Raw genomic sequence first — 21,076 nt, 5'->3', positions numbered from 1 at the left:
CCATGACGATCAGGGCGGTGTTGTTCGACTTCTCCGGCACGCTTTTCCGGCTCGAGCAGGACGAGTCGTGGCTGGCCGAGCTGACCGACCACGAGGGCACGCCGCTCGACATCGAGGCGCAGGCCGAGCTGATGCGCCGGATGACCGCGCCGGTCGGGCAGGTCGTCGAGCTGGACGCCGAGCACGTGCACGCCTGGCAGCACCGCGACCGCGACCCCGTGCTGCACCGCAAGGTGTACCTCGAGGTGCTCAAGAAGTCCGGCGTCCCGCACTTCGACCAGGCCGAAGCCCTGTACGACCGGCTCATCGATCCCAGCCAGTGGACGCCGTACCCGGACACCGAAGCCGCGCTGAAGGCCGCCGCCGAGCGGGGGCTCAAGGTGGGCGTGCTCAGCAACATCGCCTTCGACATCCGGCCCGCCTTCACCGCCCGCGGGTGGGACGCCTACGTCGACGAGTTCGTGCTGTCCTTCGAGGTCGGCGCCATCAAGCCGGAGCTGGAGATCTTCCGGACGGCCGTCCAGTCGCTCGGGGTCCCGGCCACCGAGACGCTGATGGTCGGCGACAGCGAGGAGGCCGACGGCGGCGCCCGCGCGCTCGGCTGCGAGTTCGCGCTGGTCGACCCGCTGCCCACCGCCGACCGGCCGGACGCCCTGCTCACGGCGTTGCGCGGCTTCGGCGTGGCCTGAGGGCCTGCGACGTCGCTCACGCCCCACCCCGTACCCTTTGAGGGTGGCCCTTCACCTTTTCGACACAGCGACCCGGAGCGTGCGGGAGTTCCACCCCGTCCGTAGCGGAACGGCGTCGATCTACGTGTGTGGTGCCACCGTGCAGGGCGTTCCGCACATCGGCCACGTCCGCGGGGTGCTGAACTACGACGTCCTGCGCCGCTGGCTCGTCCACAGTGGAATGGACGTGCTGCTGGTCCGCAACGTCACCGACATCGACGACAAGATCCTGACCAAGGCCGCCGAGCACGGGCGGCCGTGGTGGGAGTGGGGCGCGACGCACGAGCGCGCCTTCGAGGAGGCGTACGAGCAGCTCGGCTGCCTCCAGCCGTCGATCAACCCGCGCGCGACCGGGCACGTCACCCAGATGGTCGAGCTGATGGAACGCCTCATCGAGAGCGGCCACGGCTACGTGGCGGACGGCGACGTCTACTTCTCGGTCAAGTCGTTCGACGAGTACGGCAAGCTGTCCGGCCAGGTCCTCGAGGACGTCCAGCAGGGCGAGACCCCGACGCGCGGCAAGCGCGACCCGCGCGACTTCACCATGTGGAAGAGCGCGAAGCCGGGCGAGCCGTCGTGGCCGACGCCGTGGGGACACGGCCGGCCGGGCTGGCACCTGGAGTGCTCGGCGATGGCGACGGCGTACCTCGGCGCGGAGTTCGACATCCACGGCGGCGGCATCGACCTGGTCTTCCCGCACCACGAGAACGAGCGCGCCCAGTCGAACGCGGCCGGTGACGCCTTCGCGCGGTTCTGGCTGCACAACGCCTGGGTGACCATGTCCGGCGAGAAGATGTCGAAGTCGCTCGGCAACACCGTCTCGATCCCGTCGATGCTGGAGCGCTACCGGGCGCCCGAACTGCGCTACTACCTGGTGCAGCCGCACTACCGCTCGACGATCGAGTACTCCGACGGCGCGCTGTCGGAGGCCGCGCAGGGCTACCGCCGGATCGAGACGTTCCTGCGTCGCGCCGCGCAGTCCGGCGAGGTCGCGCTGGGCACGATCCCGGCCGAGTTCGCCGCCGCGCTCGACGACGACCTGGCCACCCCGCAGGCGTTCGCCGTGGTCCACACCACGGTCCGCGACGGTAACGCCGCGCTCGATGCGGGCGACACACCGAAGGCACTCGAATTCGCCGCGGCCGTCCGCGCGATGACCGACGTGCTCGGCCTCGACCCGCTGTCCGCGCGCTGGTCGGAGGCGGGCGGTTCCGACTCGCCCACCAAGGAGGCGCTGTCCCGGATCGTCGAAGGGCTGCTGGCCGAGCGTCAGCAGGCCCGCGCCGAGAAGGACTTCGCCCGCGCGGACGCCGCCCGTGACCGCCTCCAGCAGGCGGGCATCGTGGTGGAGGACACCCCCAACGGTCCTCAGTGGACAGTCAAGTCCGACTGATCCCGTTACACAGCAAGGAAACTTTCACCATGGCAGGCAACTCGCGGCGCCAGGGCGCGATCCGCAAGACGGGCACCAAGAAGGGTGCCGTCGTCGGCTCGGGCGGTCAGCGCCGCAAGGCCCTCGAAGGCAAGGGGCCGACCCCGAAGGCGGAGGACCGTCCCGGGCACAAGGCCTACCGCTCGGCCAACGCGGCGACCAAGCGCGACCAGGCCCGGCAGAAGAAGGCCGACAAGCCGGAGCTGATCGCCGGGCGCAACCCGGTGGTCGAGGCGCTGCGCGCGGGCGTCCCCGCGACCGCGCTGTACGTCGCGCTGAACATCGAGATCGACGACCGCGTCAACGACGCCGTCCGGCTGGCCGGCGACAAGGGCATCTCGATCCTGGAGATCCCGCGCGAAGAGCTGGACCGCAAGACCAACCGGGCCGTGCACCAGGGCCTCGGCCTGCAGGTCCCGCCGTTCGAGTACGCCCACCCGGACGAGCTGATGGCGGCGGCCCGCAACTCGGGCGAGGTGCCCCTGTTCGTCGCGCTCGACGGCGTCACCGACCCGCGCAACCTGGGCGCGGTGATCCGCTCGGCGGCCGCGTTCGGTGCCCACGGCGTGCTGCTGCCGGAGCGGCGCAGCGCGGGCATGACGGCGGTGGCGTGGCGGACGAGCGCCGGCACAGCGGCGAAGCTGCCGATCGCGGTGGCGACCAACCTGACCCGCCAGCTCAAGGCGTGGGCGAACGAGGGCCTGATGCTGGTCGGCCTGGACGCGGACGGCTCGGTGGACATCGACTCCCTCGAACTGGCGGCGGACCCGCTGGTGATCGTGCTGGGCTCGGAGGGCCGCGGCCTGTCGCGCCTGGTGCGCGAAACGTGCGACGCGACCGTGTCGATCCCGATGGCAGCGGGCGTGGAATCGCTGAACGCGTCGGTCGCGGCGGGCGTGCTGCTGGCCGAGGTGGCGCGGCGCCGTCGTCTCGCCGGTCGGGTCTGACGCGACCACCCACTCGGGTTAAGGTCACCGTCGGATAAACCGAGGGGACCCGATGTCGTTCGTTTCGCCACTGTTCCTGTGGTACTTCATGCCGGCGGTGCTCGTCGCCGTGCTGGTGTGCCCGCGGACGTGGCGCAACGGCATCGTCGCCGGCGCGAGCCTGCTGTTCTACATGATCGGCGCCGGCGCGTTCGTGTTCCTGCTGCTCGGCTGCATGGTCGTCAACTTCCTGGCCGGACCGCTGCTGGCACCGGACCCGTTCGACGTCCACGGCGTCCGGCGGCGCCGGATCCTGATCGCCGTGGTGTCGCTCGACGTCACGGTGCTGCTGATCTGGAAGTACGCCGGGTTCGCGACGCAGCAGATCGCCGCCGTCGCGCACTGGTTCGGCGGCAGCATGCCGGTGGCGAGCCTGGTGGTGCCGATCGGCATCTCGTTCTACACGTTCCACCACATTTCGTACGTGGTCGACATCTACCGCGGCGAACGGCAGGCGCTGCGGAACCCGATCTCGTTCGCCGCGTACATCGCGATGTTCCCGCAGCTGGTGGCCGGCCCGATCGTCCGGTACCGCGAGATCGCCGACCAGCTGCCGCAGCTGCGTTCGCACCGGTTGGACGACATCGCGGCGGGCTTCCCCCGGTTCGCGCTCGGGCTGTGCAAGAAGACGATCATCGCCGACTCGCTGAGCCCCCTGGTCGAGGCGTGCTTCAAGGTGCCACCGGACCAGATGACGTTCGCGACGGCGTGGCTCGGCGCGATCGGCTACACGCTCCAGCTGTTCTTCGATTTCTCGGGATATTCGGACATGGCGATCGGCTTGGGCCGCATGCTGGGCTTCCGCCTCCCGGAGAACTTCGCGCGCCCGTATTCGTCGGTGACGATCACGGAGTTCTGGCGCCGCTGGCACATGAGCTTGAGCCGCTGGTTCCGCGACTACGTGTACATCGCCCTGGGCGGCAACCGGCACGGGGCGGCCAAGACCTACCGCAACCTCTGCATCGTGTTCGTCCTGACGGGTTTCTGGCACGGCGCGCAGTGGACGTTCCTGGTGTGGGGCTGCTACCACGGAGCACTCCTGGTGATCGAGCGCCGTTTCAGCCTCGACCTCGACCCGGCATCCCGGCGGCAGCGCTACTTGCGCCGCGCCCTGACGATGCTCCTGGTGGTGTTCGGCTGGGTGTTCTTCCGATCGGCGGACCTGGGCCACGCGCTGTCGATGATCGGCCACATGCTGATCCCCGACTTCAACGGCCTGGGAACAGGGGTGGAAGAGGCGTTCACCAACCAGCGACTGGTGTTGCTGCTGGCGGCGCTGGCGGTGTTCCTGCTCCCGGCCCACCCGGTGACGGGCCCCTTGCTGGAGTCGTCGAGAAGCCGTCCGGCCACGGCATTGCGCATCGGCGTGATGACGGTGGGCCTGGTGTACGCGGCGATCCTGATCACGACGGGAACGTTCAGCCCGTTCTTGTACTACCAGTTCTGACTGGGTCGGGGTTGATGACACGCGTCGAAAGCCTGTCGGCTGAAGCGCGTGCGCCGTGTCATGGCAACCTGGCCTCGTGCTCGCGACGCGGTATCTCTTCCTCACCCGCCACGGCGAAGCGGCACCCACCGGCGAACTCACCGACGCCGGGCGACAGCAAGCCGTCCTGCTCGGCCGGCGGCTTCGCGAGATCCCGGTCACCGCCGTCCACCACGGCCCCCTCCCGCGCGCCTCGCAAACCGCCGCGCTGCTCGCCACCCAGCTGCCCGGCGTCCCCATCTACGTCGACGACGCGGCCGGCGACTTCGTCCCCTACACGCCCATGCGCGAGGAACTCCCCGAAACCTCCGGCGATCTCCTGCACGCCTTCGCGCGGCAACTTCCGCCCGCTGACGAGGAAAGAGCCGCCGAGGCCGAGCGGCGGTTCACCGGCCCCGTGCCCGGCGCCGAGACGCGCTACGAAGTGCTCGTCACGCACAACTTCCTCGCCGGCTGGCTCGTGCGCGCGTCGCAGGACGCGCCGCCGTGGCGGTGGCTCGCCCTCGACCACGCCAACGCCGCGCTCACCGTGATCCGCTACTCGCCCGGGCGGCCGGCGGCGCTGCTCACGTACAACGACGTCGGCCACCTGCCCGCGGAACTGCGCTGGACCGGCTTTTCCCCCGAGTTTTACCTTCCGTAACCGGTGAACGCGGAGCGTCGCCACCCTCGTAAAGGAGTCTCGCCCGAATGGCCGAGCCTGTCAGGATGGGCGGATGAGCCCTGTTCCGTCGCCCACGTCCGATCGGCTGAGTGACTACCTCGCCGCCGACACCGTCGTCGACCACGAGCACCCCTCGATCCGAGCACGAGCCGAAGCCCTGGCGCCCGCGAGCGAAGATCCCGTCGAGCGCGCGAAAGCCGCGTTCCTCTTCGTCCGCGACGAGGTCGATCACGTGATCGACGCGTGCGATCCGCGCGTCACCTGGCGAGCGTCGGACGTCCTGCGCGAGCGCGTCGGGATCTGTCACGCGAAGGCGCACCTGCTCGCCGCTTTGCTTCGCGCACAAGGGATTCCGGCCGGATTCTGCTACCAGGAGCTCTCCGCGCTGCACGGGCTGAATGCCGTGTACCTGCACGGCCGGTGGTCGCGCCTCGACGCCCGCGGCAACCGCACCGGGGCCGGCGGCGAGTTTTCGCTCGACGAGGAGAAACTGGCCTGGCCGGTGGACTTCGCGCGCGGCGAACGTGATCACCTGGAGATCCACCCGGCGCCCGCGCCGGTGGTCGTGGATTTCCTGATGACGGCGGAACCCGGTGCGGGCTGGTACGAAAAGGCCCTTCCCGCCACCCTCTGAGCCAGGTTTTCCGCCATTTTCGGAAACCTCGGCAACCTGGTGAATCATTGCCGAGAGTGACGCCTGTCCGTCAGCACTGTCCCCCGAACTTCTTATTTCGCACGCCCCCTCAGGCGCGTAAAGTAACTCCCCGCGCTCGAACAGACACTTTACGCATTCGTCCGTTCGGGTGGCTTCGAGGGAGGTGAAGCACGTGGCCGCGGATGGCGGACACCTCCGCCGTACCCCACTGCAGGAGATCTTCTGGACCAGGACGAGCCTGCTGCTCACCGTGCTCGTCGTGGTCGCGGGGCTGAGCCTGTGGCTCGCCGGTCTGATGGAACCCGGCACCGGGAAGAACCTGGTGACGTCGCTGGGCACCGGCACCCTGATCTCCGCGATCGTCGGGTTCGGCACCACGCTGATCACCGCCAGCGCGTCGCAGCGGGCGCTGGTGACCCCGGTGATCGAGGAAAGCCGGCGCGCGCTGGAGGACCTGAGCTCCGAATACCGCGCGCTGAACAAGGAGTTCTTCCCCACCGACGTGTTCGAGGCGACCACCGACCCCGATCCCGCGTTCAACCGAGCGCTGATGGCCGACCTCGACGCGACCCGGCAGTACTTCTTCCGCGGCTTCTCCGGCCGGCACGCGGCCGCCCGCCTGCTGCTTTCCCGCACGGAACGCGAGCTGCGGGCCGTCATCGCCGACCCGCGTGACGCCAGCGCGATCAGCGGGCGCGCCCGCTACCTGCTGCGCCGCGAAGCCGGTGACGTCGACTCCGAACAGATCCAGACCCGGCTCGACGAAGAGATCCGGATCGGCCTCGTCGGCCTCTTCCTGGCGCGCAGCCGCTGCGCGCAGGTCGACATCACCGTGGTCGCCGACCCGCCGCTGGACCGGCTGGAGATGTTCGACGACAGCGTGTGGGTGTCGCTCTACAGCGACGTCCGCGGCGCCACGAAGCTGTACCCGCGGACCCTGCGGTTCACCGAAGGGTCCTTCCTCTACAACATGGAGCGCGCCGAGTTCGTGCGCGTCTCGCAGTCCCGGACCGGCCGCCACTTCCGCATCACGTCCGCGACGACGCGGACGGATTTCCTGGCGCTGTTCGAAAAGATCACCGGATCCCCCCTGTCCGAGGAGCAGTGCCGCGAGCTGGAGCGCAAGTTCCACGCCTTCCGCGCGGAGTTCTCCGAAGTCGCCGAGCTAGGGAGCTGACCTTGCTCACCCGCCTGTCCCCACTATCCGAACTGGCCACGCGCCTGCGTGCGGCCGAGTTCCCGCTCGCCGCCGGCTGGCGCGCGGTCGACGGCTGGTTCCGGCCGTGGGCCGCCCAGCCCGGCCTGCGCGACGAGCTGCGCGAACAGCTCCGCACGCTGACCACCGCGCAGGCCGCGCAGGTGCTGCGCTCGTCCCGGGAAACGACCACGCATTTCGCCTGGTGCCTGCTCGATTCGCCGTCCGACCCGTTTTCCTTCTGGCTGCACGAATACAAGGCGCAGGAGGACTGGCGGGAGGGGTACGCGGATTCCGTGCACAACCACAGGTACCACTTCTGCACCACCATTCTCCGTGGTGACTACCTGCACGAACGGTACGCGACGACGATCGACGCCGGCACCGGGCTGATCGCGTCGGCGCGGCTGCGCAGAAGGACGTCGTGCCAGGCCGGAGCCTGCGCCACCATGCTGGCCGACGAGTTCCACCGCATCCCCGAAGCGGCCGACGGCACGATGACGTTCCTCGTGAAATCACGGCCGGTGAGCAGTTTCAGCCTTTCTTTCGATCCCGCCACGGGAGTCGGTCATCGGCACGTTCCGGTAGAGAGCCGATTGGGGGAATTGGCCGACCGCATCTAGCTACACACCGGCGTCAGCGGCGCCTACCATTACTCCACCCGTCTGAACACCACGGCCGGGATCGGAGAGGTGTATGCGCACGCAGGAAAGCACGATCGACCATGTCATCGTCGACGCCGTCGAAAACCGGGTTCACCGGCTCTGCCGCCGATATGCCGAACGATTGCCGTTCCACGGCTGGCACCACGTGAGCTTCGTCCGGGCGAAGGCGGTCGGCTTCGCGGAGCACAACGGCGCCGACCGCGCCGTGGTCGAAGTCGCCGCGCTGGTGCACGACGTCAACTACCTGGTGCTCCGCAACTCGCCCGCGGCGGCGGGCCGGAGCCTGCGGCTGGAGATCCTCGCGGAGTGCGGGGTCCCTCCTCGTGTCGCGCGGCGGATCGACGAGATCGTCGACGAGGCCGAAATGGCCACGCGCGGCCGCGACATTTCGCTGGAAGCGCAGGCCCTGAGCGACGCGGACACGCTGTTCAAGGCGCTGCCGGTGACGCCGGTGGTGCTCGCGCACCGGTACCTGCGCGAGAACGGGCTGAGCCTGCGCGAGCTGGCGCACAAGATCGTCGGCGAGCAGTGCGACGTCCACGACGAGGGGTACTACTTCTACAACCCGGAAGCGGCGGCGACGTATTCGCGCTGGGCGATGGCGAACCTCCAGCTGTGGCAGTGCATCAAGGAGGCGGTGGACGACCCGACGGTGGCGGAGCTGCTGGACGCGGTCCACGCCGTCGACGCGCTGGCGTCCTAGTTCTGGCCGTATCCGCGTAGCCGGTCGACGACCTTGGCCACCTCGGGCGGCGGCAGGAGGGCGGGCCGTCCGGCGCTCTGCGCGAGCAGCCAGACGCGGCAGGCCCATTCGAGCTGCTGGGCCCGGTGGTAGGCGGCCTCGAGGCCGTCGCCGTAGGTGAGGGTGCCGTGGTTGGCCATCAGGCAGCCGCGGCGCCCCTGCAGCGCCTCGAGCACGGCCGCGGCCAGCTCGGGCGTGCCGTAGGTGGCATAGCGCGCCACGCGAACCGAGGGCCCGATCGTGGCGAGGACGTAGTGGATGGGCGGCACCTCGCGCACGAGCGTCGAGACGGCAGTGGCGTGCGGCGCGTGCGTGTGGACGACGGCGGTGACGGGCTCGCGGTCGGGATCACGCACGTCCCAGTAGACGGACAGGTGCATGGGCAGCTCACTCGTCGGCTTCAGTGAGCCGTCGACAACCTGCCCGCCGAGATCGACGACGGCGACGTCGGAGGGATTCATGCTGGAGTAGGGCACGCCGGTCGGAGTGACGGCGACGAGGTCACCGGCCCGCACGGAGACGTTCCCGGAGGTCCCGACGACCAGGCCGTCCCCGACCATCCGGCGCGCGTAGGCGCACACGGCGGCCCGCTCGGTCTCGAGGATCATGTGCGGGTCCCGTCTCGTGGGTGATCAAGCAGCTGCCAAGCAGACTGCCAGCCGCCCACGAGCTTCGGCCACCTCCCCGGCCGGGGGATATGTGCGGTTCGCCACCCGGCGCATCTCCGGCGGCGGCGCCGCGAAACTCGCCCACGCCGACACCCCCGCCCTTCCCTGGGGGCGTCCCCTGTCCAGTCTATCGCTGCTGACCTGCCAAAACGGCCGCGCCGGAAATCTGTGGACAGCCGGACCCGATGTGGACAACTTCGCCGCGAAATTGGCCCGGCGCCCCTCGAAGATCCGAGAGGCGCCGGCGTCTGGGGAAAGGGTCAGGCTTTCGCAGGAGCCGTCGCGGCAGCGGCAGCGGCCGGCGCAGGAGCCGGCTTCCGGTCCCCGTTCCCGGCCGCGGGCGCCTCCTCCAGAGGGGCCAGCAACCGCATGGCTTCCTGGACCGCCACGTCCGTCGCCGCGATCCGCTCGGCGACCTTCGACCGCAGGTCCAAAGCCAGCTTCCGGTTCTGATCAGCCGTGGCCTGCTGCGATCGGGCCGAAGCCAACGCCGCCTCGGTTTCCTGCTTCTTGCGCGCGATGTCCTCGTCGAACGCCTTCTTCCGCGCGGCCAGCTCCTCCGCGACCTTCCGGTCCGCCTCCGCCCGCGCCTCGGCCGCCGCAGCCTCCGCCGCGGCGTCCGCTTCCTTGCGGGCGCGCTCGGCCGCCGCGGCCAGCTCGACCCTCTTCGCGCCCGCCGCCGCGTTCAGCTTCTCGATCTCGCCCTTCGCCTCGGACAGCAGGCGGGCGCGCTCCTCCTCCGCGTCCTTCGCCAGCTTGTCGGCCGTGCGGCGGGTCTCGTGGGCGTACTTGTCCGCCTGGTCGCGGGTCGACGCCGCGTCCGCCTCCGCCGCCGCGCGGAGGTCGGCGATCTCCTCCTCCGCGAGCTGCATCATCATCCGGACGCGCTCGGCCATCGCACCGGCGCCGGACGGGCTCGAGCTCATCCTGGCCAGCGCGGCCTTCGTCTCGGCGAGCTCCTTCTGCGCGTACGAGAGGGCCTTGGAGAGGTCCGACGACGTCGCGACGGCTTCGTCGCGGCTGCGGGACGTCTCGCGCAGGTCCTTGTTCAGCTCGGCGAGACGTTCGTCGACCTGACGCTGGTTGTAGCCGCGGACACCCACGGCGAACTGGGCGGTCTTCGGGGCGGACTGGGGCTTCTCAGGCGCGACCATCGCGCCACCTTAATGAGCCGGGACCCATCCGGACGTACCGCCAAACGGATGCATCACGATTTTGGGAACCCCCGATCACGGATGGCATTCTGACGTCGGTTGACCAGCCGGTTGACGCGAGGAGGCCACTGTGGACGTACCGGCCGACCTCGCCGACATCGGCGCGCACCCGAGGTCGTCAAGCGGCTCCTGCCGATCTTCGGTTTCGTCACGGACTTCGTCACGGGCCGGCTCGCCCGGGAAGGTGATCTTCTATCCGCGCGAGCCACGCCGTCGGCGCGGTCACCGGTGGCCTGGTGGGTGAACTGCAGGTGCTGCTCCTGCTGCACCGACGCCGGGCCGATAGCGTGCGCGGCGTGGACTTCGGCACGCACTGGCAGGTGTACGTCACCATGCCGTTCATCGCGGCGCTGATCGGCTACGTCACCAAGCGCGTCGCCATCGAGATGATGTTCCGGCCCCTCGAGTTCACCGGGATCAAGCCGTTCCTCGGCTGGCAGGGCGTGCTGCCCGCCAACGCCGAGCGCATGGCGGCCACCGCCACCGAGATGCTGACGACCACCCTCGTCGACCCCCGGGAGATCTTCGCCCGGCTCGACCCCGAGCAGGTCGCGAAGGAGATCGAGCAGCCGCTGCTGCGGGTCGTCGAGGACGTCACCCGCGAGGTGATGGAGACCTACCAGCCGCGGCTGTGGGAGGTGCTGCCGAACGGCGCGCAGCAGCTGCTGCTCAAGCGCGTCCAGGCCGAGGCGCCGAAGGCGATCACCAAGATCATGCGGGAGATCGCCGGCAACATCGAGGACGTCCTCGACCTCCAGCACATGGTCGTGACGAACCTCGTCCGCGACAAGGCGCTGCTCAACCGGCTGATCCGCGACATCTCGCGACCGGAGATGCGGTTCATCGCGCGGTCGGGCATCGGGTTCGGGTTCGTCCTCGGCTGCGTGCAGCTGGTGGTGTGGGCGCTGACGAAGTCGCCGGTCGTGCTGCCGCTGTTCGGCCTCGGCATCGGCTGGCTGACCGACTGGCTCGCCCTGAAGATGATCTTCCTGCCGCGCGAGCCCCGCCGGTTCTTCGGCGTCTACACCTGGCAGGGCATCTTCCAGAAGCGCCGCGACCAGGTCGCCGCCGACTACGGCGACATGATCGCCCGCGAGATCATCACCATCCCGAACCTGCTGGAAGCGGTGCTGCGCGGGCCGAAGTCCGACAAGCTGTTCGCGATGATCACCCGCGAGGTGCAGAAGACGATCGACGCGCAGGCGAGCGTCGTCAAGCCGTTCGTCGCCATCGCCGTCGGGACGAGGAAGTTCCAGGAGATGAAGCAGACGGCAGCCGCGAAGGCCGCGGAACGCGTCCCGGAGACGATCCGGCACGCCGAGAACTACGCGATCAACGCCCTCGACGTGCGCAACACGATCGTGGACCGGATGAAGAAGCTGAGCGCGCTGGAGTTCGAGCAGCTGCTGCGGCCGGCGTTCCGGCAGGACGAGTGGAAGCTGATCGCCGTCGGCGCGGTGATCGGCGGCCTCGTCGGGGAACTGCAGGTGCTCGCGCTGCTCGGGTAGCCGGTACGGTTTCGCTCTCGGGTGTGCGAGGGAGGTCGGGATGGACGCTGTCCGGCACGACCTCGCGCTGCACTGGCCGCTGTACGCGGCGATGCCGTTCATCGCGGCGCTGATCGGGTACGTCACCAAGCGCGTCGCCATCGAGATGATGTTCCGGCCGCTGGACTTCCTCGGGATCCCCCCGCTGCTGGGCTGGCAGGGCGTCGTCCCGAAGCACGGCGGGCGGATGGCGGCGGTCGCGACCGAGCTGCTCACGGCCAACCTGCTCGACCTGCGCGAGGTCATCGGGCGGATCGACCCGGTGATCATCACGAGCGAGCTGGAGCAGCCGTTGCTGCGCGCGGTCGACCACATCGCGCGCGAGGTGCTGGCCGAGCACCACCCGCGGCTGTGGGAGGTCCTGCCGACGCTGGCCCAGGAGATGCTGATCAAGCAGGTCCAGGCGTCGGCGCCGCGGCTGGTGCGGGAGTTCCTCGACGACGTCCGCGAGAACCTCGACGAGGTCCTCGACGTCCAGCACATGACGGTCCAGCGGCTGACCCGCGACAAGGCGCTGCTGGTCCGGCTGATCCGCGAGACGTCCCGCCCGGAGATGGCGTTCATCGCGCGGATGGGGATCTACTTCGGCTTCGGGCTCGGCCTGGTCCAGACGATCGTCTGGGCGTTCACGCGCGAGCCGTGGGTGCTCCCGGCGTTCGGCGGCGTGATCGGGCTGTGCACGGACTGGCTGGCGATCAAGCTGATCTTCGTCCCGCGCGAGCCGGTCCGCGTCGGCCGGGTGATCTTCCAGGGCAAGTTCCAGCGCCGGCGGGCCGAGGTCGCGCGGCAGTACGGGGAGCTGATCGCGACCGAGGTCCTGACGGTCCAGAACCTGCTGGACGCGGTGTTGCGCGGCCCGCGCGCCGATCGGCTGGCGGCGCTGGTCGAGCACCTCGTTTCGGAAGCGGTCGACACGCAGATGCCGCTCTCCCGGACAGTGGGCGGCACGCGCTTGCGGGAGATGAAGCACGCGGCGGCCCGGAAAGCCCTCGAACAGCTGCCCGACACGGCCCGGTACGCCGAGGGCTACCTGACCGAGGCGATGGACGTCGCGAAGATGATCGAGCAGCGGATGCTGGCCCTGACGCCGTTGGAGTTCGAGGGCTTGCTGCGGCCGGCGTTCCGGCAGGACGAGTGGAAGCTGATCGCGGTGGGCGGGGTGATCGGGTTCGTCGTCGGGGAGCTGCAGGTCCTGCTGATGCTCGGCTGATCAGGTGACGGCGGCGGCGCGCCTAAACCCGGCGGCGGTTCGCGAGTGTCCTGGTCGGCCACCCGGCCGTCCAGGACACACTCGAGGGGAACTCATGAAACGGTTCGTCACCGCAGTCGTACTTTCGCTCACCGGCCTGTTCGCGGGCGCGGGCATCGCGTCCGCCGACGTCATCGTGGGCCCGGGCCAGTTCGGGCACGTGTGCAGCGGCTACCAGTACGCCCCCGGCAACTCGGCGCTGTACTGGCAGTCCTGTGCCTGGGCCGACAACAACGAGGTCTACTTCACCCTCCACCTCGGCAACGCCTCGCACTACAACTGGATCCCGTCCAGGGTCAACATCAACTTCTACAAGTCCGGCGAGTACTACCCCTGTGCCTACATCACGAACTTCGCCGTACCGGCCCGTTCGGTGAGGCAGACGCCGAGCAACACGTGCGTCCTGCACCGCAGCCGCGCGGCGTACCAGTCCGTCGGCTATCCCGCCGGGGGCAACGCCGCGATCAGCGACACGCTTCAGGTGCAGTGGTTCAGGCTGCCGCGACGAGGTCCGGGGCCGGGTCGACCGCCCGGACCCTCGTCCGGCGGTCCCGCTGCCAGGCGATCACGCGGCAGACCACGTAGATCAGGAACGAAATCGCCGTCACGAACGCGCTCACCGGGAGCCCCGGCGCCAGCGACAGCACGATCCCGCCCAGCGCCGCCACCTCGGCGAACACGATCGACAGCACCGTCGCCTTCCACGGCGACGCCGTCACGCGAGCCGCCGCGGCCGCGGGCGTCACCATCAACGCCACCACCAGGAGCGACCCGACCACCTTCACGCTCAACGCCGTCGAGACGCCCACCAGCAGCGCGAACACCACCGTCAGCGTCTTCACCGGGACACCGCGCGCGACCGCCACGTTCCGGTCCACCGAAGCGAACAGCAACGGCCGGTACACCAGCGCCAGCACCGCCAGGACCACCACCGACGACACCACGAACAACGTCAGGTTCGTCGAGTCGATGGTGATGATCTGGCCGGTGAGGATGCCGAACTTGTTCCCGGACCGTCCTTTGTAGAACGACAGGAACAGCACGCCCATGCCGAGGCCGAACGACAGGATCACGCCGATCACCGAGTCGCGGTCCGCGTCCCGCGCGCCCAGGATGCCCAGCAGCAGCGCCGCCACCACCGCGCCGATCAGCGCGCCGTACTCGACGCCGATCCCGAGCAGCAGGGCCGCCGCGCCGCCGGTGAACGCCAGCTCGGACGTCCCGTGCACCGCGAACGACATCCGCCGCATCACGATCAGCGGGCCCAGTACCCCTGCCACCAGGCCGAGGATCGCCGCCGCGAGGAGCGCCGTCTGGACGCCGGGCAGCTCGGTGATCAGCTCCCACGTCTTGCCGAAGTCGAACAGATCCAAGACTCAGCCCACTTGCTCTTCGACGTCGTGTTCGTGGTGGTGCGGCTCCTCCTCGCACAACGCGCTCTGCGCGCCCGCGATGTGGATCTGGCCGCCCACCTCCAACACCTCGACGCGCGTGCCGTAGAGCTCCGACAGCGTCTCGGTGGTCATGACCTCGTCCGGCTTGCCGATCCGGAACTGGCCGTTGACCAGGTACACCACGCGGTCGACGAACGGCAGCACCGGGTTGATCTCGTGCGTCACGAACAGCACCGCGGTGCCGGCCGTGCGCCGCCGGGAATCGATCAGCTCGCTGATCGCGCGCTGGTGCGCCAGGTCCAGGGACAGCAGCGGCTCGTCGCACAGCAGCACCTCGGGGTCGCCGACCAGCGCCTGCGCCACCCGCAACCGCTGCTGCTCGCCGCCGGACAAGCGCCCGACGGGCTGCTTCGCATAACGAGTCGCGCCCACCGCGTCGATCGCTTCGGAAACCCGGCGCCGGCGCGCGGCCATGCCGAACAGACCCGGACCCCAGCGGTGGCCGTCGAGGCCGAGGCCGACCAGGTCGACGCCGCGCAGCGTCAGCGACTCGTCGATCGCGCGCTGCTGCGGGATGTAGCCGACCTTGCGGTTCGCGCCGCCCGGGCGGCCGCCGGCGATCTCGACCGCGCCCGCCGACAGGCCCTGCATGCCGAGCAGCGCCTTGAGCAGGCTGCTCTTGCCGGAGCCGTTCGGGCCGAGCACGGCGACGAACTCGCCCGGCTCGACGACGAGGTCCAGCCCCGACCACAGGGTCCGGGGACCGAACGCGAGCCCCGCCCCGCGGACCCGGACCGCGGGACGTACGTCGTCGGAAACGGGAGACATGGCTACTTCAACGCTCCCGCCAGCGCGGCTACTTCCCCGGTCATCCAGCCAATGTAGTCCGTCACACCCTTGGGCAGCGTCTCGGTCACGTCGACGACGCCGATCCCGGCGGCCTTGGCCCGCGCCACGACGTCCTGGGTGAGCGGCGTGACCGTCTGCGCGTTGTTGATCAGCGCCTTGACCTGCTTGGTGGCGATGAGCTGCTGGTATTCGTTCACGGCGCCGGCCGGGACGTCGGTGTCGTTCTCCACGGCGTCCGAAAAGGCCTTCGGCGTCGCGTCGGTCAGCTTCGCGCTCTGGAGCAGGTAGTGCGCCACCGGCTCGGTGACGACGACCTTCGTGCCCGGGTGCGACGCACCCAGCTGGGCCAGCCGCTTCTCCAGCGCGTCGACCTTCGCCTTGAACGCGGTCGCGTTGTCGGTGAACGCCTGCTTCGACGCCGGCTGCAGCTCACCCAGCTGGGCGGCGACCTGGTCGGCGACCTTGTCGACGCCCGGCAGGTCGTACCAGACGTGCTCGTTCTCGTCGCCGGTCGCGGCGATGTCGTAGGCGACGAGCTTCTTCGCGTCCCCGGCCTGGTCGGTGAGCTTGCCGAAGAACTCGTCGTAGCCGCCGCCGTTGGACAGGAGCAGCTTCGCGTCCTTCGCCGCGAGGGCGTCGTCCGCGGTCGTCTCGTACGAGTGCGGGTCGGCCGACGGGTCGTGGATGATCGCCTTGACGTCGACCTTGTCCCCGCCGACGGCGCTGACGACGCTGCCCCAGACGTCCGTCGAGGCGACGACCTTGATCTTCCCGGAGCCGCCGGACTCCGCGCCGCCGTCGGAGCCGGAGGTGCCACCGGAGCACGCGGCCAGCGCGAGGACGGACAAGGCCGAAGCGGCCGCGAGGACGCTCTTGGTACGGCGGGAACTCATCTGCGGGACTCTCCTGACGACACTGAGACGCTAATGGAAACCGTTGTCAGATTCACCTTACCCCATCCGGATGACTTCCTGGCCATCCGATCCCGGGTTGGTGTATGCGTCTTCACGCATGCGGATCGAGACATCGACCACCCGGGGTGTCTCTTCAGGAAAACGATCTGAACCGTTACGGTTTGCTGATGGGACGTCCTATTCGCACCCGGAGGCAGGCGACGCTGGCGTCGCTCGCGGCGGAGCTCGGTGTGTCCAGGACCACGGTGTCCAACGCCTACAACCGGCCGGACCAGCTGTCCCCGGAACTGCGCCGCCGGGTCCTCGAGACCGCGCGGCGCCTCGGCTACCCCGGTCCCGACCCCGTCGCCCGCTCCCTGCGCACCCGCAAGGCGGGCGCGGTCGGGCTACTGCTCACCGAGAACCTCTCCTACGCCTTCCGCGACCCCGCCGCCGTCGGCGTGCTCGAAGGACTGGCCCTGGCCTGTGAAGACGCGGGCGTCGGCCTGCACCTGGTGCCGGCCAGCCCCGGCCGTGAGGACGTCGGCGCGGTGCACCGCGCGGGCGTCGACGGCTTCGTCGTCTACTCCGTGCCGGACGACGACCCGAGCCTGGCCGCCGTGCTGGAACGCCCGGTGCCGACGGTGATCATCGACCAGCCGAGCATCGAGGGCATCGACCGCGTCGGCCCGGACGACGCGGCGGCGGTCGGCAAGATCGCCGAGCACCTCGTCTCGCTGGGCCACCGGCAGGTCGGCGTCATCTGCATGCGGCTGGCCCGCGAGCGCAACGACGACTTCGTCTCGGCCACCCGGCAGAGCGGCGCGCACTTCCACGTCCAGCGCACCCGGCTGGAGGCGCTGGCCGTGGCGTTCTCGGCCGCCGGCGTCGACTGGGCGAGCGTCCCGGTGGTCGAGCGCTTCGACCACACGGTGGACGACGGCGCGTCCGCCGCCCGCCAGCTGCTCGACGCGTACCCGCAGATCACGGCCGTGATCTGCACCTCGGACATCCTCGCGCTCGGCGCCATGGCCGAGGCCGAGCGGCGCGGGCTGCGGGTGCCGCAGGACCTGACCGTCACCGGCTTCGACGGCATCGCCGAGGCCGAGCGGATCGGGCTCACCACGGTCCACCAGCCGGTGCTGGAGAAGGGCAAGGTGGCCGGCCGGCTGCTGCTCGGCTCGGCCGAGCGCAGCTCGCCGAAGGTGATCACGCTGCCGACCGAGCTGCGCGTCGGGCGCACGTCGGCGCCGCCGCGCACGGTCGAGGAGCCCTGGTTCGGCGGCTGAGTTTTCAGGGGCCGTGACATAGCTCGTAGTGCATTGCTCGAACGGGTACTCACCAGGTCAAATGGAGTGGTACGCCCGCCTCGCGGGGCCACTGGCCGGAAGGTGACCGATGACCTCGATCGACGTACTGCTCAAGCGCAACCAGGAACTCGGCGACGTGACGCCCGGCGACCGCTCGTCGGCCAGGCCGTCGCTGCAGGTGGCCATCCTGACCTGCATGGACGCCCGGATTCGGGTGTTCGAGGTGTTCGGCCTGCTGCAGGGCGAGTCGCACGTCCTGCGCAACGCGGGCGGCGTGGTGACCGACGACGTGATCCGCTCGCTCGCCCTGTCGCAGCGCAAGCTGGGCACGCGTGAGGTGCTGATCGTCCAGCACACCGAGTGCGGCCTGTCGATGGTCACCGAAGACGACTTCAAGGACGAGCTGGAAGAAGCCACCGGCCTGCGGCCGACCTGGGCGGTCGAAGCGTTCCGCAACGTCGAGAACAGCGTCCGGACGTCGATGGAGCGGGTGCGGCGCAGCGCGTACCTCCCGCACACGGACAACGTCCGCGGCTTCGTCTACGACGTCAAGGCCGGGAAGCTGACCGAGGTCAAGTAGGCCGTTCGGGTGCCGGACGAGGTCGCCCGCGAGCTGCCGACGGGGGCGAAGTAGCCTCCCCGCGTGGCTGTGGACGCTGACGTACTGCTCGACTGGTTTTCCACGCACGGCCGGGACCTGCCCTGGCGCGAGCCGGGGTGCTCGGCCTGGGGTGTGCTGGTCAGCGAGATCATGCTGCAGCAGACGCCGGTCGCGCGGGTGCAGCCGATCTGGCACGAGTGGATGGCGCGGTGGCCGGTTCCGTCGGCGCTCGCCGCGTCGTCGCAGGGCGAGGTCGTGCGGGCCTGGGGCAAGCTCGGCTACCCGCGGCGCGCGCTTCGGCTCCACGAGGCCGCCGGGGTGATCGCGCGCGACCACGGGGACGTCGTTCCGTCCGATGTGGACACTCTGCTCGCGCTGCCCGGGATCGGCGCGTACACCGCACGCGCCGTCGCGGCGTTCGCCTACGGGCGGCGGGCGCCGGTCGTCGACACGAACGTGCGGCGCGTCGTCGCGCGGGCCGTGCACGGGGCCGGGGACGCCGGGCCCGCGTCGAACACCCGGGACATGAACGACGTCGAGGCGCTGCTGCCCGCCGGCGACGCGCCCGCCGCGAAGTTCTCCGCCGCGATCATGGAACTCGGCGCGCTGATCTGCACCGCACGTTCGCCGAGGTGCGCGGACTGCCCGGTGTACGACGAATGTGCGTGGCAGCTGGCCGGCCGGCCCGAGTACGCCGGCCCGGCCAAGCCGGTGCAGAAGTTCGCCGGCACCGACCGGCAGGTCCGCGGCCTGCTGCTGGATGTCCTGCGCGGCTCCGAAGGCCCGGTGGAGAAGGCGCGCCTCGACCTGGTCTGGCACGACGGCGGCCAGCGCGACCGCTGCCTGGACTCCCTGCTCGTCGACGGCTTGCTGGAGCAGACCAGCGGCGGGCTCTTCGCTCTCCCGGGCGAACACTAACGCGCTACGACAAAAGTTGGTCAATAGTTGTCATCGGCGCGGTCCGGGGCTACCTTTCCCGCATGGTCACTGTTGACCGCCGGACCCTGCTCAAGGCGGGGGTGACCGCGACCGCGGCCGGCGCACTGGGGATGACGACCACGGGGACGGCCTCGGCGGCCGTGCCGACACCGACGATCCACCCGACGTCCGAATGGGGCGCGCGGCCCGCCGCGGGCCCGATCGTGGTGGAGAACCACAAGCCGACCTACATCGTCGTGCACCACGCCGTCGATCCGCCGATGAACGACGACTTCTCGCTGGCGCGCGCGTTCTACGTCTCGCGGTACATCCAGAACCTGCACATGGACAAGAACGGCTGGATCGACAGCGGCCAGCAGTTCACGAACAGCCGCGGCGGGTTCGTCACCGAGGGCAGGCACCGGAGCCTCGAAATCCTGCGCGGCGGCACCCAGCACGTGCAGGGCGCGAACGTGGGCAACCACAACAGCGAGGTCATCGGCATCGAGAACGAAGGCATGTACAGCACGGTGGACGTGCCGCAGGCGCTGTGGGACTCGCTGGTTTCGCTGGTCGCCTACATCGCGCACCAGTACGGCATCACGCCCGAGTTCATCAAGGGCCACCGCGACTTCAACACGACCGAGTGCCCCGGCCAGGTGCTCTACAACCGGCTGCCCGAGCTGCGGACGGCCGTGGGCCGCGTCCTCGGCGTCTCGGTGGCGCGGTCCGAGCCCGAATGGCCGCTGCTGAAGCCGGGTGACACGGGTCGTCAGGTGCAGCTGGCGCAGCAGTTCCTGCGCGCGTCGGGCTTCGGCGTGCCGACCGACGGCGTCTTCGGGAAGTCCACAAAGGACGCTGTGGCCGCGTTGGCCGTCCAGGCCGGGCTGCCGCGCGACACGTGCACCGCGGCGAGGGCGACGGACGAGACCGGTTTCCTCGGCGCGGACGTCTGGCCGCTGATCGTCCCGTCCGACCGCTCCACGGCCGCCTGGCGAGCCGACCTGACCCGCGCGTGACCGAGTGGTCGGTGCACCGGGCTCAACGGCGCGCTCGGTGTGCCGTCTGCTTGGTCACGCGTGGTTTCACCGGTTGAGCACGGCCGAGAGGAACGCTTCCACCGCGCCCCGGTAGGTCTCCGGGGCTTCGTCGTGGGGCAGGTGGGCCGAACCCGGGACCACCACGTGCTTCGCGCCCGGCACCCGTTCTGCGACGAGCGCCTGCTGGCCGGGCGGCATCGCCGTGTGCTCGCCCTCGACCAGCAGCAGCGGGCAGCGGATCTTGGCGACGACGTCCCAGTAGTCCCGCCGGCCCCATTCGGCGGCGATGACGTACAGGTCTTCGAGGTCGGCGACGAGGTGGAAGCCGTCCGCGCGTTCCTCGACGCAGTCGGCAAAGTAGTCGCCCGCGTCGCCGAAGAACTCGCGGACGTGGTCCCGTGACTTGAACGGCACCGGCCAGCTCTCGAAGTACCCACGCCACGTCTCGACGGTCCGGCCGCGCTGGTCGGGCGCGAAGTCCTCGGACACGACCGCGCGCACCAGCTCCGGGTAGCGCGCGGCGGTCGTCCACGCGTGCAGGCCGCCCATCGAATGCCCGACGAGCACGGCCGGCCCGGCGTCCAGGGCCCGCAGCGCGGCGGCGACGTCGTCGGTGAACCGCTCGGTCGTCCAGGGCCCGACGCGCGGCGCGCTGCCGTGGCCGCGGGCGTCGAGGCCGTACACCGCGCCGTAGGGCCGGAGCCACTCCGCGACGCGCCACCACGTCCGGGCGCGGCCCATCAGGCCGTGGAGCAGAACGATCGGCACGCCGCTGCCGCCGAAACAGAGCACGCGGCCACCTAACCACAAAACCGCAGGTGCGGAACGTGACCAAGTGAT

The 21,076-nt window shown here is 70.0% G+C and carries 21 protein-coding genes; 15 read left to right on the top strand and 6 right to left on the bottom strand.

The window, feature by feature from the left end; all coding sequences use genetic code 11:
• Positions 1-2: 2 nt before the first annotated feature.
• The 9 genes from OG738_RS14715 to OG738_RS14675 all read left to right on the top strand — a co-directional run bounded on the left by OG738_RS14715 (position 3) and on the right by OG738_RS14675 (position 8,514).
• Positions 3-689, top strand: coding sequence for an HAD family hydrolase (locus OG738_RS14715; protein WP_329054411.1), 687 nt, complete (start codon positions 3-5; stop codon positions 687-689).
• Positions 690-732: 43 nt separating this feature from the next.
• The gene (gene cysS / locus OG738_RS14710; protein ID WP_329054409.1) at positions 733-2,121 is read left to right on the top strand and encodes a cysteine--tRNA ligase; all 1,389 of its coding nucleotides are present in this window, start codon (positions 733-735) and stop codon (positions 2,119-2,121) included.
• 29 nt (positions 2,122-2,150) lie between these two features.
• Positions 2,151-3,107 (top strand): 23S rRNA (guanosine(2251)-2'-O)-methyltransferase RlmB, encoded by a 957-nt coding sequence (rlmB, locus tag OG738_RS14705; RefSeq protein WP_329054407.1) that lies wholly within the window; start codon positions 2,151-2,153, stop codon positions 3,105-3,107.
• A 52-nt stretch (positions 3,108-3,159) separates the two neighbouring features.
• Positions 3,160-4,593, top strand: a complete 1,434-nt coding sequence (locus OG738_RS14700; protein ID WP_329054405.1) for an MBOAT family O-acyltransferase — start codon at positions 3,160-3,162, stop codon at positions 4,591-4,593.
• Positions 4,594-4,669: 76 nt separating this feature from the next.
• The gene (locus OG738_RS14695; RefSeq protein ID WP_329054403.1) at positions 4,670-5,275 is read left to right on the top strand and encodes a histidine phosphatase family protein; all 606 of its coding nucleotides are present in this window, start codon (positions 4,670-4,672) and stop codon (positions 5,273-5,275) included.
• A 73-nt stretch (positions 5,276-5,348) separates the two neighbouring features.
• Positions 5,349-5,930 carry a transglutaminase-like domain-containing protein gene (locus OG738_RS14690; RefSeq protein ID WP_329054402.1) on the top strand — a complete coding sequence of 194 codons (582 nt, stop codon included), beginning with the start codon at positions 5,349-5,351 and terminating at the stop codon, positions 5,928-5,930.
• 184 nt (positions 5,931-6,114) lie between these two features.
• Positions 6,115-7,128, top strand: a complete 1,014-nt coding sequence (locus OG738_RS14685) for a hypothetical protein (protein ID WP_329054400.1) — start codon at positions 6,115-6,117, stop codon at positions 7,126-7,128.
• Positions 7,129-7,130: 2 nt separating this feature from the next.
• The gene (locus tag OG738_RS14680) at positions 7,131-7,769 is read left to right on the top strand and encodes a hypothetical protein (protein ID WP_329054398.1); all 639 of its coding nucleotides are present in this window, start codon (positions 7,131-7,133) and stop codon (positions 7,767-7,769) included.
• A 73-nt stretch (positions 7,770-7,842) separates the two neighbouring features.
• Complete coding sequence (locus OG738_RS14675) at positions 7,843-8,514, top strand: HD family phosphohydrolase (protein WP_329054397.1); 672 nt, start codon at positions 7,843-7,845, stop codon at positions 8,512-8,514.
• On the opposite strand, the gene OG738_RS14670 is transcribed toward OG738_RS14675, so the two are convergent.
• Together OG738_RS14670 and OG738_RS14665 are read right to left on the bottom strand one after the other, a co-directional pair.
• Entirely contained in the window at positions 8,511-9,161 is a 651-nt protein-coding gene (locus OG738_RS14670; RefSeq protein ID WP_329054395.1) for a class II aldolase/adducin family protein, read from the bottom strand. The two genes, OG738_RS14675 and OG738_RS14670, sit on opposite strands and share 4 nt — an antisense overlap.
• Before the next feature lie 320 nt (positions 9,162-9,481).
• Positions 9,482-10,375, bottom strand: coding sequence for a hypothetical protein (locus OG738_RS14665; protein ID WP_329054394.1), 894 nt, complete (start codon positions 10,373-10,375; stop codon positions 9,482-9,484).
• Positions 10,376-10,767: 392 nt separating this feature from the next.
• Between OG738_RS14665 and OG738_RS14660 the strand changes: the two genes are divergently transcribed.
• The gene (locus tag OG738_RS14660) at positions 10,768-11,943 is read left to right on the top strand and encodes a DUF445 family protein (RefSeq protein WP_329056707.1); all 1,176 of its coding nucleotides are present in this window, start codon (positions 10,768-10,770) and stop codon (positions 11,941-11,943) included.
• Positions 11,944-11,983: 40 nt separating this feature from the next.
• On the top strand, positions 11,984-13,192 hold the full coding sequence (locus tag OG738_RS14655; protein ID WP_329054393.1) for a DUF445 domain-containing protein: 1,209 nt from the start codon (positions 11,984-11,986) through the stop codon (positions 13,190-13,192).
• Between the two features lie 530 nt (positions 13,193-13,722).
• Here the strand turns inward: OG738_RS14655 and OG738_RS14650 are convergent.
• From OG738_RS14650 to OG738_RS14640, 3 genes are read right to left on the bottom strand one after another with little or no spacing between them, the layout of a single operon-like run.
• On the bottom strand, positions 13,723-14,604 hold the full coding sequence (locus OG738_RS14650) for a metal ABC transporter permease (RefSeq protein WP_329054391.1): 882 nt from the start codon (positions 14,602-14,604) through the stop codon (positions 13,723-13,725).
• Between the two features lie 3 nt (positions 14,605-14,607).
• Entirely contained in the window at positions 14,608-15,453 is an 846-nt protein-coding gene (locus OG738_RS14645; RefSeq protein ID WP_329054390.1) for a metal ABC transporter ATP-binding protein, read from the bottom strand.
• 2 nt (positions 15,454-15,455) lie between these two features.
• Positions 15,456-16,367 (bottom strand): metal ABC transporter solute-binding protein, Zn/Mn family, encoded by a 912-nt coding sequence (locus tag OG738_RS14640; protein WP_329054389.1) that lies wholly within the window; start codon positions 16,365-16,367, stop codon positions 15,456-15,458.
• 188 nt (positions 16,368-16,555) lie between these two features.
• Between OG738_RS14640 and OG738_RS14635 the strand changes: the two genes are divergently transcribed.
• From OG738_RS14635 to OG738_RS14620, 4 genes are all read left to right on the top strand, one after another.
• On the top strand, positions 16,556-17,656 hold the full coding sequence (locus tag OG738_RS14635; RefSeq protein WP_329054388.1) for a LacI family DNA-binding transcriptional regulator: 1,101 nt from the start codon (positions 16,556-16,558) through the stop codon (positions 17,654-17,656).
• A 109-nt stretch (positions 17,657-17,765) separates the two neighbouring features.
• Positions 17,766-18,257, top strand: a complete 492-nt coding sequence (locus OG738_RS14630; RefSeq protein ID WP_329054387.1) for a beta-class carbonic anhydrase — start codon at positions 17,766-17,768, stop codon at positions 18,255-18,257.
• A gap of 63 nt (positions 18,258-18,320) precedes the next feature.
• Positions 18,321-19,196, top strand: a complete 876-nt coding sequence (locus OG738_RS14625; RefSeq protein ID WP_329054386.1) for an A/G-specific adenine glycosylase — start codon at positions 18,321-18,323, stop codon at positions 19,194-19,196.
• A gap of 62 nt (positions 19,197-19,258) precedes the next feature.
• A complete protein-coding gene (locus OG738_RS14620) occupies positions 19,259-20,215 on the top strand; it encodes a peptidoglycan recognition protein family protein (protein ID WP_329054384.1) in 957 nt (318 codons plus the stop codon).
• Positions 20,216-20,281: 66 nt separating this feature from the next.
• On the opposite strand, the gene OG738_RS14615 is transcribed toward OG738_RS14620, so the two are convergent.
• Positions 20,282-21,028 carry an alpha/beta fold hydrolase gene (locus OG738_RS14615; RefSeq protein WP_329054382.1) on the bottom strand — a complete coding sequence of 249 codons (747 nt, stop codon included), beginning with the start codon at positions 21,026-21,028 and terminating at the stop codon, positions 20,282-20,284.
• Positions 21,029-21,076: the final 48 nt, after the last annotated feature.

The organism is Amycolatopsis sp. NBC_01488, assembly GCF_036227105.1.
Classification (GTDB): Bacteria; Actinomycetota; Actinomycetes; order Mycobacteriales; family Pseudonocardiaceae; genus Amycolatopsis.
Note: the sequence above shows the minus strand (reverse complement) of the source record. Positions and strands in the feature narration are given on the sequence as shown.